At 71.5% G+C, this 13,378-nt stretch carries 7 protein-coding genes and 3 pseudogenes; 8 read left to right on the plus strand and 2 right to left on the minus strand.

What is annotated here, in order from left to right:
- Positions 1–19: 19 nt before the first annotated feature.
- Positions 20–211, minus strand: a complete 192-nt coding sequence (gene rpmB / locus CWT12_RS03815) for a 50S ribosomal protein L28 (RefSeq protein ID WP_073327266.1) — start codon at positions 209–211, stop codon at positions 20–22.
- A gap of 318 nt (positions 212–529) precedes the next feature.
- Between rpmB and CWT12_RS03820 the strand changes: the two genes are divergently transcribed.
- Complete coding sequence (locus CWT12_RS03820; protein ID WP_161923774.1) at positions 530–2,350, plus strand: DAK2 domain-containing protein; 1,821 nt, start codon at positions 530–532, stop codon at positions 2,348–2,350.
- An 80-nt stretch (positions 2,351–2,430) separates the two neighbouring features.
- A pseudogene (locus CWT12_RS03825) lies at positions 2,431–4,670 on the plus strand (ATP-dependent DNA helicase RecG).
- 68 nt (positions 4,671–4,738) lie between these two features.
- Here CWT12_RS03825 and rsmD read toward each other — a convergent pair.
- Positions 4,739–5,353 (minus strand): 16S rRNA (guanine(966)-N(2))-methyltransferase RsmD, encoded by a 615-nt coding sequence (gene rsmD, locus CWT12_RS03830; protein WP_161923775.1) that lies wholly within the window; start codon positions 5,351–5,353, stop codon positions 4,739–4,741.
- 505 nt (positions 5,354–5,858) lie between these two features.
- On the opposite strand from rsmD, the gene CWT12_RS03835 reads away from it, so the two are divergent.
- The 6 genes and pseudogenes from CWT12_RS03835 to mutM all read left to right on the plus strand — a co-directional run bounded on the left by CWT12_RS03835 (position 5,859) and on the right by mutM (position 13,345).
- Positions 5,859–9,332 carry a glycoside hydrolase family 2 TIM barrel-domain containing protein gene (locus tag CWT12_RS03835; protein WP_161923776.1) on the plus strand — a complete coding sequence of 1,158 codons (3,474 nt, stop codon included), beginning with the start codon at positions 5,859–5,861 and terminating at the stop codon, positions 9,330–9,332.
- A 200-nt stretch (positions 9,333–9,532) separates the two neighbouring features.
- Positions 9,533–10,084, plus strand: coding sequence for a pantetheine-phosphate adenylyltransferase (coaD, locus tag CWT12_RS03840; RefSeq protein ID WP_161923777.1), 552 nt, complete (start codon positions 9,533–9,535; stop codon positions 10,082–10,084).
- Positions 10,085–10,097: 13 nt separating this feature from the next.
- The gene (locus CWT12_RS03845) at positions 10,098–10,685 is read left to right on the plus strand and encodes an ATP synthase F0 subunit B (RefSeq protein WP_161923778.1); all 588 of its coding nucleotides are present in this window, start codon (positions 10,098–10,100) and stop codon (positions 10,683–10,685) included.
- A 102-nt stretch (positions 10,686–10,787) separates the two neighbouring features.
- Positions 10,788–11,413: pseudogene (locus tag CWT12_RS03850) on the plus strand (YceD family protein).
- The gene (gene rnc / locus CWT12_RS03855) at positions 11,413–12,300 is read left to right on the plus strand and encodes a ribonuclease III (protein ID WP_161923779.1); all 888 of its coding nucleotides are present in this window, start codon (positions 11,413–11,415) and stop codon (positions 12,298–12,300) included. Before CWT12_RS03850 ends, rnc begins: the two are co-directional and overlap by 1 nt.
- A gap of 14 nt (positions 12,301–12,314) precedes the next feature.
- Positions 12,315–13,345, plus strand: a pseudogene (mutM, locus tag CWT12_RS03860) (bifunctional DNA-formamidopyrimidine glycosylase/DNA-(apurinic or apyrimidinic site) lyase).
- Positions 13,346–13,378: the final 33 nt, after the last annotated feature.

Here is a 13,378-nt window from a genome sequence, read left to right on the forward strand (position 1 = left end):
GCCGACGGGCGTGGCGCGCTCAGATGTTGCGCGTCACCTTGCCGGCCTTGAGGCAGGACGTGCACACGTTTAGGCGCTTGGGGGTGCCGTTCACGAGAGCACGTACACGCTGAATGTTCGGGTTCCACCGGCGGCTGGTCCGCACATGGGAGTGCGAGACGCTCTTGCCGAAGACGGGGCCCTTGCCGCAGACGTCGCACACAGCAGCCACGGTTCCACTCCTGAATCTTCTTGGTGTAAGCGCGCGGGCCTTTTACCCGGCGCCGGGTCTACCGCCCGGCGACACGGGTCGCGGGCAACCCCAGCACCTTATCGGAAACGGCTCGCCACCCCAAGCGGAGCGGGTATGGGCTCGCGCACACGTCTCCCGCTGAACTGCACGAGCACGGCAAAGGCAGATTACCCGTTAATCTGGCCTCAGGTTCCCAGCGGCAGGTGCGGAGCCCGCAACGCAGGCCCGCACCCGCCTGCCGGCACGACGTGAGTACAGAGAACGAATACGGGAAACGAATACGGGATTAGGAGAAGCGTGGCAGAACGCACCGGTACCCCCGCGACCGCGGGCACTGCGGCAGTGGCCCTGACCGCACCGCTCCTGCGCGCCTGGCTGGATGCCGCTCGTACAGTCGCCGGGGCCACCCGCGATCTGGTTGACTCCCTCAACGTCTTCCCGGTTCCGGATGCCGACACCGGGACGAACGTGCTGCTCACCGTCCGCTCCGCCTGCGACGCCCTGACGCTCCTGCCCTCCGGCAGTGACCTGGCCCAGGCGGCACGGGTTGCCGCAGACGGCGCTGTCCGGGGCGCTCGCGGCAACTCGGGCCTGCTCATCTCCCAGGTGCTCGCAGCCCTGGCTGACGTGTGCGCGCAGGCCCCCGACCCGGCCGCGCTGCGCCCCGTGGAACTAGTGCACGCTTATGAGCGTATTGCCGCCACGACCTGGAGTGCCGTCTCCCGGCCCGTAACCGGCACACTTCTCACCGTGGCCCAGGACGCAGCAGCAAGTGCCCGGAGGGTTCTGTCCGAGTCCACTGCCGCCAGCCCGGCGACGGCGTCGGCGGTGGCGGCCTCGGCCGCATTCGGCGCCCAGGAGAGCGTGGTGGAGACCGCGGGTCTGGGCCATGGCGCCGTCGACGCCGGCGGCGCGGCGCTGATGCTGATGTACACCTGCCTGTCGGACACCATCGACGGTGCCGGCCGGCAAGCCGGCTCCGCATCCCAGCCCTGCACCGACGTGGCCCGCCAGATGCTTGACGACCTGGTTGCCGCCGCCACCCACGGCTCCGGGGCGCGCGAGGACGCCGGCCCCTTCTCCACCGGGGAGTTCGAGGTCATGTACCTGCTGGAGGCCACCGCCGCTCAGGCCTCGGACCTGCGTCGCGACCTGGAGCGCATCGGTGACTCGGTAGGCGTGGTCGGTACCCCCGATGCGCTTGGTGTGGGCATGTTCCAGGTCCACGTGCACACCGACACCCCCCGCGCGGCCCTGCCTCGCCAGGGCCGCGCCCGCCAGGTATGTATCCACCACCTGCACCCGACGGCGCTTGCAGTCGCCCCCACCTGGGACGCCGATGAGCCTCCGCTGCCCTTCTCCGGCGCCGGTGACAGCCGGGTGGTCTCCTTCGAGCGGCTGGCCAATCGCCGCAATCGGGGGCTGCCCGTACACGGCGGTACGGATTCCGCCTCCCGTGCCGCCCAGCGCGTGGGTGTGATTGCTTGTACTCGTGCTCCCGGCCTCATAGAGCAGTTCGCGCGCACGGGCGCCGTGGTGGTCCTGAACCCGGAGCGCGACGGCATTGTCCGCGCCGCCGGCGACCTCGGTGTCGCCCAGGCCATTGTGCTGCCCTGCGATTCTCGGGCCGCTGCCAGTGCTCATGAAGCCGCCCGGTTCCTGGCCGCGCGCTCCGCGGTGTCCTCCGTGCGCGGTGCCGGGAGCGGCGAGGCCGCCCGCACAGTTCCGGATGGCGTGCGCCTGCTGGTGTGCGACACCGATGACGAGGCGCGGGTGCTGGCGGCAGCCGTCGCCGTCGCCGGACAGACCGAGAATGCTGAGCTCGGTGCGCTGGCCACCCGCACGGGAAGCGTGGCTGCCGGCGTGCGCACAACGGCCCTGACCGGATCGGAGGCCGAGGCGGACGCAGTCGCTGCCACCCTTACCGCCGTGCTGCGCCCAGACGATGAACTCGTCACCGTGATTCTCGGCCGTGAGGCCTTGCCCGACGTCGGCGCCATGGCGGCCGCCGCCGTGGTCCGCTACGCCGAGCAGCAGGGCCTGTTACCCGACGCCATAGAGGTCGTTATCCACGCGGGCGCCCAGGCCGCCCCCGACGTCCTCATCGCCATTGGGTGAGCCGGAGCCATGAGCCCCGAAGCCGGCAATCCTCCCGGGCGGCGTACCCCCGCGGCGCCGTACCCCTGCTCGACCGCCCGCTGGACCGGCTCCTGGGAAAGACAACCGCCGCCCAGCTCGCCAAGCAGGGGCTGAATACGCCCCGCGCCCTGCTGCGCCTGTATCCGCGCCGCTATGACATGTGGGGGACCTGACCGACCTGCGCACCCTGAAGGACGGCGAGCAGGCCACCATTCAGGCGCAGGTGGTACGTGCGGCCTCGCGCCGCACCCGGGGCGGGAGGCCTCCTGCCCTGCTGGAGGCCACCGTCACCGACGGTAGCTCCAACATGGACCTGGTTATGTTCGGCAACCCCGGCCAGATGCGGCAACGCGCCGAAAAGCTGGCCCCCGGCACCACCGTGCTGCTGCACGGCAGGGTCGGGCTCCACCACGGACGCAAGCAACTGGCCGGGTCCCGCTTCCAGGTCCTGGATGAGCTCGATGACGCCGAGCGTGAGGCGCTCCTGGCGCGGCCCATGCCGATTTATCCCGCCACCGAGTCCATGCCCTCCTGGATGGTGTCCCGAGCGGTACGCACCATACTGGAGCAGATCGGCCCCGAGGACGTGCCCGAGCCACTGCCCGAGCAGGTACTCGCCGCGGAGGGGCTGATTGACGCCTACACCGCCTACAAGTGGGTGCACGCCCCTGAGGAGGCTGCTCAGTGGCGCGCCGCCCGCCGCCGCCTGCGCCACGAGGAGGCCCTGGTACTGCAGACCGCCCTCGTGCAGCGCCGCCTTCAGCACGCCGCTGAGCACACGTCCGTGGCGTGGCCGGTCCCCGGCAGTGACTCCCTGCTCGCTGACCTGGACGCCGCCCTGCCGTACTCCCTCACAGCTGGGCAGACACGCGTAGGTGCGCAGATCGCCGACGCCCTTGACTCCACCGCGCCAATGCAGCTTCTTCTTCAGGGGGACGTAGGCAGCGGCAAGACCCTGGTCGCACTGCGGGCCATGCTGCAAGTGGTAGGCGCCGGAGGACAGGCCGCCCTCCTGGCGCCCACGGAGATCCTGGCGGCCCAGCACCGGGCCTCCCTGGAGGCCCTGCTGGGCCCGCTTGCGCGCGCAGGCATGCTCGACGGCGGGCAGCGCGCCACCCGCGTCCGGCTGCTGACCGGCTCCACCCCGCCGGCGCAGCGCCGCCAGCTGCTGGCGGACCTGGCCGGCGGGGAGCCGAGCATCGTGGTGGGCACGCACGCCCTGCTGTCGCAGACGGTGCAGATTCCCCGCCTCGGGCTCATCGTCGTTGATGAGCAGCACCGCTTTGGCGTGGCCCAGCGTGACGCCCTGCGCGAGCGCGGCGGCGTTACTGATCCCACCACGCTCGCGCAGCGCACCCCGCATCTGCTGGTGATGACAGCCACACCCATTCCCCGAACCATTGCCATGACCGTGTTCGGGGACCTGGATACGGCGGTACTCGATGAGCTGCCCGCCGGCCGCAGCCCGATCACCACCCGGCTGGTGCCCTGGGAGCGTGAGTCCTGGGTGGAGCGTATCTGGCGGCGCGCAGCCGAGGAGGTGGCTGCAGGCGGACGCGTGTACGTGGTGTGCCCGCGTATCGATGCCAACGACGCCGGGGCGGACCCGGAGGAACCGGACCCGCAGGCCACGGCGCTGCTGGACGAGGCCGGCGGCCTCCCGCCGGAGGAGGCCGCGGCACGGCCGCTCGCCGCCGTAGTCGACTGGGCACAGCGCCTGGCTGACGAGCCCGCGCTCGCGGGAGTGGGTATCGGCGCATTGACCGGCCGAATGACTGCGGCCGAGAAGGACGCCGTCATGGCGGACTTCGCTTCCGGGCGCACCCCGGTGCTGGTCAGCACTACCGTGGTGGAGGTGGGCGTGGACGTGCCGGAGGCCTCGATGATGGTGATCCTGGACGCTGATCGCTTTGGCCTGTCGCAGCTGCATCAGCTGCGCGGGCGCGTGGGGCGTGGCGAGCGGGAGTCCGTATGCGTGGCGGTGACCGGGGTGCAGGTCGGCAGCCCGGCATACCACCGGCTGAAGGCATTCGGAGACATCACTGACGGTTTCCGCCTGGCGGAGGCGGACCTGGAGTTGCGTAGCGAGGGCAATGTGCTAGGTGCTGCCCAGTCGGGGCGGCGTAGCGACCTGGACCTGCTGCGCGTCTCCCGTGATGGCGCGCTCATCGCGCGGGCGCGGGCGCAGGCGGAGGCGGTCATCGCTGCCGACCCGACCCTGGCCGAGCATCGGGACCTGGCCGCCGCCATCGCCGACCGGCTGGACGAGGAGGCTGGCGCCTACCTGGAGCGGTCCTGACACGCTGGCGCGCACCGGTGCGGGGTCGGCGGGCCGAATCGTCCCGGCCCGCGGCGCGGGCGGGCCGATCAGTGCCCGGCCGGCCCCGCGTCGGCCGAGGCGCCGTCGTCGGAAGTGCCGTCGTCTTCGGGCTCGGCGAACCAGAGCGTGGTCTCCCCGTATTTTCGCTCGGAGAAGCAGCGCAGCCCCGCGGGCCAGGACGGCTCGGGGGAGCGCGAGGAACGCTCGACCACGACCACCGCGTCCGGTGCCAGCCAGGGGTCCTGGTGGCGGGGGAGCGGGGCCAGCATGGCGGCCAGGGCGGCCTCGTCGACGTCATAGGGCGGGTCTAGCATCACCAGGTCCACGGGTGCGCCCGCGGGACCGGCCAGGAAGGCCTCCACCTTCGCGGTGGCGCTGCGCACGCCGCGCAGGCCGAGGGCGCGGATGTTGGCGTCGCACACGCGGGTGGCGCGGCGGGAGGCATCCACAAGGGTCACGTCCGTGGCACCGCGGCTGGCCGCCTCCAGGCCGAGTGCGCCCGAGCCGGCGCACAGGTCCAGCACGCGCGCATCGGCGACCACCCCGTAGTGCTCGAGCCGGCCGAACAGGGCCTCGCGCACCCGCTCGGAAGTCGGGCGGGTGCCGGCTGCGGGCACCTCGATCCGGCGCCCACCGGCGCTCCCGGCCACAATCCTGGTCATGGGGCGAGCCTAGAGGACTTAGCCCCGAGACGCGGACCGAGAGGGAACGGTGCCGGGCCGGCTCCGCACCGCCGCAGTCGAGGGCGGAGCAGGGCGCCGCACGCTTAGCCGAATGTCTGAAGGTAGGGATCCGCGTGATTCTGCGGTTTGTCTGCCGGGTCAGGAGTGACGGGAAGTCTCCTGCGTGCGCCGGTCGCCTCGGCGCACGCAGGAGCGTCCACACCCGTTCACCCTCAATTCAGCGATTCCGCGTAGTTCCAATGAAAAGCTTTAAAATGGTGGGCTGCTAGCGGAGGCCTGAGCGTGCGGGGTAATCCTCACCGCCCCGCGGTTCCGGCTGACGCGTAGCTATCGACCTTGACCCGTCACTACTACCGGCCCGGGTGTGGGGCTGAGGGCCTGCGCTGCGTGCCGGCGAATGGCTCCAGTACCACTAGGCTTGGGGCGGATACGCGAACACCGGGGTGACAGCGGAGACACTCCGTTGGGATCGGGAGGAAGACACATGCCGCGCACCGTCATCGGAGCCGCAGACTTCGATCAGGGCATGCAGCCCGAGGCCGGGGCGGGCGGCCGGACCACGCACCCCTGGCTGCTCCCCACCGTGCCCGGGCCCGGCCGCGGCCGCCACTTGCCGCCGCGCGCCTGGGTCGCGCCCGAGAGTACGAGCGCCCCGAGCCTCTCCCTCAACGGCACCTGGGCCTTCCGCCTGTACCCGCAGGCGCACCCCGAGGGCTTGGACGAGCATGGTGAACCCATTGTCCCGGTCTTTGACACCGCCGACGCCTCCCTTGGCCCCTGGGGCGAGATCGACCTGCCCGCCCACTGGGTGCTCACCGGCGACGGCAAGCGCGGCCTGCCCTGGTACACCAACGTCCAGTACCCCATCCCCGTGGACCCGCCGTACGTGCCCGATGAGAATCCCACCGCGGACCACGTGCGCACCTTCACCCTCCCCGCCGACTGGCCCCTGGAACAGGGAGGCGCCCGCCAGGTGCTACGCCTGGACGGGGCGGAGTCCTTCGCCTCCGTGTGGCTCAACGGCACCTGGGTCGGCACCACCCAGGGTTCGCGCCTGCCCTCCGAGCTGGACGTGACCGGCCTGCTGCGAGCGGGGGAGAACACCGTGGCCGTGCGCGTATCCCAGTGGTCCCCCGCCACCTACGTGGAGGACCAGGACCAGTGGTGGCTGCCCGGCGTCTTCCGTGACATCACCCTGCTGCACCGGCCCGCCGGGAGGGTCGAGGACGTATTCACTCGCACTGACTACGACCCCGCCACCGGCACCGGCTTCCTTGAGGTCGACGTGGCCGCCCCGCCCGCCGCCTTCCCGGTGCGGGTTGAGCTTCCCGAGCTAGGCCTGGCCGCCGAGCTGGCCGCTCCCGGCACGGCCCGCCTGACCGCGCCCGCGGCCCAGCCCTGGAGCGCGGAGGTGCCGCGCCTGTACGACCTGGTGCTCACCGCCCGGGAGGAGACCGTGCGCCTGCGCGTCGGCTTCCGCCGCCTGGAGGTCATCGACGGCCAGGTACGCGTCAACGGGGCCCGCCTGATCATCGCCGGCGTCAACCGCCACGAGGTCAACGCCCACCGCGGCCGCGTCTTCGACGAGGCCTGGGCGCGCGCCGACCTGGCGGCCATGAAGGCCCACAATGTCAACGCCATCCGCACCTCCCACTACCCGCCCCACCCGCGCCTGCTCGACCTGGCCGACGAGATCGGCCTGTGGGTCATGGACGAGTGCGACCTGGAGACCCACGGCTTCGAGGCGCACGGCTGGCGGGGCAACCCCACCGATGATCCGGCTTGGCGAGAAGCCCTGATGGACCGTGCTCGCCGCATGGTTGAGCGCGACAAGAACCACCCGGCGATCATCTTCTGGTCTCTGGGCAATGAATCCGGCACCGGGCGCAACCTGGCTGCGATGAGCCAGTGGATCAAGCACCGCGACCCCGGCCGCCTGATCCACTACGAGGCCGACTTCGCCGGTGCCTACACCGACGTCCACTCGCGCATGTACCCGACCCTGGAGGAGGTCGATGCCATCGTCGGGTGCGGGGCGGAGACCACCGGCGCTGACCGCGCCGCTCCCGCCAGTACGCCGGTCGCCGTAACCGGACATGCCGCGGCGAGCCTGACACCCGCCCAGAATGCGCGCGTGCGCACCCTGCCGTTCATCATGTGCGAGTACCTGCACGCCATGGGCACCGGCCCCGGCGGCATCGACGACTACACTGCGCAGGTCGAGCCCAATCCCCGGCACCTGGGCGGATTCGTGTGGGAGTGGCGCGATCACGCCCTGGTCGACCCGCGCCCCGAGGCGGCCGGTGCGCTGCGCTACGGCGGCGACTTCGGCGAGGTCGTGCACGACGGCAACTTCGTGTGCGACGGGCTCGTCTCCGCCGACACCGTTCCCAGTGCCGGCACTACCGCCTGGGCCAATGCGGTCGCCCCGGTCCTGGCGACCTGGGGCGGTGACGCCGCGAGCCCGCGCCGGGACGCCGGCACGGTGCGGGTGCGCAACCGCTTCCATGCGCGCACCACTTCCGGACTTACGCTCGCCTGGCAGGTGACCGTGGCCGCCGCCGACGGTGCGGCCGCGGCCGGGACCGCGTCTGCCCCAGCGGCTCCGGCCGCCGGGGCGCCAGCTCCCGATGCCGCCGCCCACAGCGATGTGCTCGGTAGGCTCACTGCTTTCGGGGGAGCCGCCACCGGAGAGTCCCCGCTGCCCGAGCTCGCTGCTGGGGAGGACGCGGTGCTGGACGTGCCCGAGCTGGCGGCCGCCGTCGCCCGCGCCTGCGCAGCAGGCCGTAGCGTCCACGTGCTCACCGCCGTGCTGGACCCGCTCATCCCAGGAGTAGCCGACACCGGGCCCGGCCAGGTCAACCCGGCCGACAGCGCCCCGCTGCTGCCCCAGGTGGCGTGCGCCGATGCCGCGGGGCGCCGAGTCGTGTCCACCCGGGAGGTGGAGGTTGCGGCCCCATCGACTGTCCCCACACCGACCGGGCCCGCATCAACGAATGCGCCCGCAGGCGACCACGCCGGGGCCGCGAGTGCCGCGGGCCCGGGAACGGCCACTCATGGCGCGGCGCCGGTCCGGGTACGCGGCGGCATCAAGCTGGGAGCCGCCCTACTAGACGACCGCGGCCGACTCAGCGAGTTGGGCGGGATCGGCTTCGTCGGCCCGCTGACGACCGTCTGGCGCGCCCCCACTGACAACGACGAGGGCCACGGACCCATCGACTACTGGCAGGTGCCTCCGAGCCGCACCAGTCTCGGTGCGGGTGCCGGCCGCCCTGGCCCCTCCGCGGCCGACCGCTGGCGCCGGGCCCGCCTGCACCTGGCGAGTGAGCGCGTCCTGGATGCGGCGATCGAGGGTGACGCCGTCGTCGTGCGCAGCCGCGTTGGCGCGCCCGAGCAGGCGTGGGTACTGGAGACCGCCACCACACTGACTGCTGAAGCCGGAGGACTGCGGCTGCGCGCCGAGATCATCCCCACCGGGGACCTGCCCGCCGTGCTGCCCCGCCTGGGGGTGCGGCTGGGGCTGCCCATGGGCCTGAACCGCGTCACCTGGTCCGGCATCGGTCCTGCCCCCGCCTACGCGGACCTTTCCGGGGCCGTGCGCCACGGCGCCTTCACCGGCGACGTGTCCATGCTGTGGCAGCAGCCGGTACGCCCCCAGGAGGGCGGCACCCGCCCCGGCCTGCGCCGCCTGCAACTCGGTGGCGACGCCGGACGTCTGACCGTCGCGATCCCGCCCGCGGCCCCGGTCGCCTTCTCGCTGAGCCCGTGGAGCCTGAATAACCTCACCGCCGCGGAGCACGTGGAGGAACTGCACCCGGACACCCACCTGTGGCTGCATCTGGACGCCCTGCACCACGGTATCGGTACGCGCTCCTGCGGCCCGGACGTGCGCCCGGAGGCCGCCGCTGCGCCCCGGCCGGTGGTCGTGGAGGCCTGGCTCGGCGTGCAGCCCGCCTGATGTCGTCATGTGGGCTGGCGCCGAGCCGTGCCGATGCGTCGGCGCGGGCGGGGCGCACGGTCGGCCGGGCCGCCTCGCTTGCGGCCTCTTCGGTGGAGCCCTCTCGGTGGCGGGCCGGCGGCCACCGGTTGAGCACACTCGTCGTCCCTGTTTCGGCGCGCGTCCCCACCCGCTCGGGACCGTTCCGCTAGCCTCGCGGCGTGACGCTCGCGGTGTACCCCGGAACCTTTGACCCGATCACCCTCGGGCACGTCGACGTCGTGCGGCGCGCCGCTAGCCTGTTTGACCGGGTCATCCTCGGCGTTGCCCACAATGCGGCCAAGGACGCCTCCCGCCTGTTCGGTATTGAGGAGCGGGTGGCGCTGGCCCGGGCCGCACTGGCTGGTATTCCGGGGGCGGAGGTCGCCGTCGTCCCCGGCCTGCTCGCTGACTTCTGTGCGCAGCGGGGTGCAGACGCCATAGTCAAGGGCCTGCGCAACGGAAGCGACTTTGACGCCGAGGTGCCCATGGCTCTGCTCAACCGGGAGCTTGGCGCCCCCGAGACCTTCTTCCTGGCCGCTGCGCCCACACACGCCCACGTGTCCTCCTCGCTGGTGAAGGATATCGCCCGCCACGGCGGGGACGTGTCGGCTCTCGTGCCCGACGGCGTCGCCGCCGCCCTGGCTCGCGCTCTGCCCGCCCGGTCGCCGGGTCTCGTGGCGGAGACTCGCCCGACCACCGTCAGCGCCGACCCCGAAACCCTGTTGAACTGAAGGACGACTAACTGTGACTACCCGCGCCGATGCCGGAGACGACCTGCTACGCATCCTCGACGAGCTTGACGAGCTCGTCTCCACCGCACGCTCGCTGCCTATGAGCACTTCCGCGATCGTAAGCCGCCAGGACGTGCTCGAGCTGGTTGACCGTGCGCGCCAGGCCGTCCCCACCGCGGTGCACCGGGCGGAGGAGATCGTCGCGGACGCAGACGCGGTCCTCGCGCAGGGCCGCGAGGAGTCCCAGCGGATCCTCGCCCACGCCCAGGAGGAGGCGGAACGGCTGGTTGCCGGAGAGAACATCGTGCGCATGGCCAATGACCGCGCCGATGCCATCATCTCTGCCGCGGAGGAGCGCGCTAAACGGCTGCGGCACGGCGCTGATGACTACTCCGACCGCTCCCTGGCCGCGCTGCAGTCGGAGCTCGACAAGCTCTCCGAACAGGTGCAGGCCGGCCGTGAGGCACTGGCCGCCCGCCTGGGGACCGCCGCAGACGAGGCGGCCGACGCCGAGCGTGAGCGCCAGGACGCCGCCCGACACTTCGCCGGCTGGTCCGTGGACCCGGCGGCCACCAGTAACTGGATGAAGGGCGGGCGCTAGGCTGTTACTCCCCTTCGCGGGTAGATTCGCCCCCGCAGTCGTACCGGGGTGCCCCGACCGCCGCAGCGATCCGCGTCCCGAAACCTTCCAGGAGGAGCACCAATGGCCAGCACGGCCGGACTCGTCGTAGACATCGTCGACCTGCCGCAGCAGGTCGGCACGATCAAGAACGTCCATCTGAACACCACTGCGCCGGCTGATCTGGGCGCTGAGATGATCGGCGCCCAGGAGGGCAGCCCCTGACTGTGGATGCTGAACTGACCAGCTTGGATAATGGCGTACTGGTCCGCGGGAACGCCGAAATCCACTTGCGAGGTCAATGCGTGCGCTGCCTGCGCGATATTGCGGAGGACACGACCATCTCCTTCGATGAGCTCTACTTCACCCCAGAGGCCGCCCGCGCGCAGGCCGCGGAGGGCGATGAGGAGGCCGACGAGTTGTTCCTCGTGGGTGACGCCACTTTGGACCTGGAGCCAGCCCTGCGTGATGCACTTGTGCTCGCCCTGCCCTTCCAGCCGCTGTGCCGCCCGGATTGTGCCGGGTTGTGCTCGCAGTGCGGCGAGCGGCTGGATGACCTGCCCGCAGGTCACCACCACGAGCAGCTGGATCCCCGCTGGTCGGCGCTGGCCGCCCTGCTACCCGAGGCGCAGAGCAGTGCCTCCGCGGATGCCGGTGCTGGGGATGATTCGAAGGACCCGGACGCGCCGCACGATCAGGAGCAGCGCTGATGGGCTCACGGCGTAGGAAACGGCGTAACGAGTCAGCGGCGCGCGAGGACGTGGAGGCGCTCGTCTTCCGCTGGGGCGAGCGCATCGACCCGGATCTGCTCGACTTGGCGCTCACGCACCGGTCCTGGGCCCATGAGCACGGCAGTCCACCCACGAATGAGCGGCTGGAATTCTTGGGCGACTCGGTGCTCGGCATCATCGTCACCGAGAATCTCTATAACGCCCACCCGAACCTGCCTGAGGGGCAGCTGGCCAAGATGCGTGCCGCCACCGTGTCCGAGCCCGCGCTGGCGGCAGTCGCCCGGGACCTGGGCCTGGGCGAGTTCATCAAACTCGGCCGGGGTGAGGCCCTGTCCGGTGGCCGCGACAAGGACTCCATCCTGTCCGACACGGTTGAGGCCCTCATCGGCGCCACCTACCTGACCACCGGCCTGGAGCCGGTACGCGCCGTAGTAGAGCGCCTGGTGTCCCGTTTTCTCGACGACGCCTCAATGCTGGGCGCGGGCCTTGACTGGAAGACCAGCCTGCAGGAACTCGCCGCCGTCCACGGCCTGGGTAATCCCGTCTACGAGGTCACGGCTACCGGCCCCGACCACCGTCGCGTGTTCTCCGCCAGCGCCGCCGTTGAGGGCCGGGTGCGCGGGGAGGGGACTGGGACCTCCAAGAAGATTGCGGAGCACGCCGCGGCTGAGGCCGCCTACGCGGCTATTCTCGCTTCCCACGGCGATGGGGGATTGCACCTGCCTGGGGTCAATGAGGCATTACGCGCCGACCTGGGCGCGGAACCGGCCGGAGGCCCGCACGCGGCAGGTGCGGCGGAAACTGCACCGGTGCCGGCGCTTGAGTCCTTGCCGGATGAGGCTGCACCTGAGCCCGCGGCAGGCTGAGCTGGGCGGGACCAATGCCTGAGCTGCCTGAGGTTGAAACTGTCCGAGCGGGTCTGGCCCGTCATCTGACCGGACGGGTGGTGGAGCGCGTGGAGGTACTGGACCCGCGGCCGCTGCGGCGGCAGCGGGGTGGTGCGGAAGCCTTCGTGCAGCTGCTGGCAGGGCGTTCCTTCAGCGCCGCGGTACGCCGGGGCAAGTTCCTCTGGCTGCCGCTGGACGACGGTGCCGCCCTAGTCGCCCACCTGGGAATGAGTGGGCAGCTGCTAGTCAGCGGCACCGCGTCCGGCCGGGAATCGGCCCAGGCGGGTGCGGAGGCCTCGCAGGCGTTCCTGGGCGACCCGGACGCGTCCCGTGTAGACCTGACTGCTACGCGTGCCCCGCAGCCAGTGGAGGACTCGGGCGCTCGCCCGCGCCACTTGCGGGTGCGCCTCCACCTGCGTCCCGTTCCCGGTGATGCGCCAGGCGGCGCCGTGCTAGACCTGGTTGACCAGCGCATGTTCGGCGGGCTGCGTATAAGCGACATGGTCCCAACCGCGGATGGTGCGCCGGGCGGCGCGGGCAGCTCAGCCCCGCTCATCCCCAGCGATGTCACTCACATTGCCCGTGACCTGCTTGACCCGCATCTGGACCGGCGCGCCGTCATCGCCAAGATCCGCGGATCCGCCAGGGCGGTTAAGACCCTGCTGATGGACCAGGGTGTGGTCTCCGGCATCGGCAATATCTACGCGGACGAGGGACTGTGGGACGCCCGGGTGCACGGCCTGCGGCCGGGCAGGGCGCTGGGCCCGCGGGTGACGGCAAGGCTGCTGGACGCCACCGCCGAGGTCATGGGAAGGGCCTTGGCGGTGGGTGGAACCAGCTTCGATGCCCTGTACGTGGATGCCGACGGCGCCGCCGGCTTCTTCGCCCGTTCGCTGGCCGTATACGGGCGCGCCGGACAGGAGTGCCGACGCTGCGGCACGCCCCTGCGCACCGAGACGGTCGGGGCCGCAGCCATGTGTACTGCCCCAGGTGCCAGAGACGGCCGCGGCAGGCACAGCACTGAGACGGGGCCGCCCGGCTCCGGTCGACTGTGACG

Source organism: Actinomyces sp. 432 (assembly GCF_009930875.1).
Taxonomy (GTDB): Bacteria; Actinomycetota; Actinomycetes; order Actinomycetales; family Actinomycetaceae; genus Actinomyces.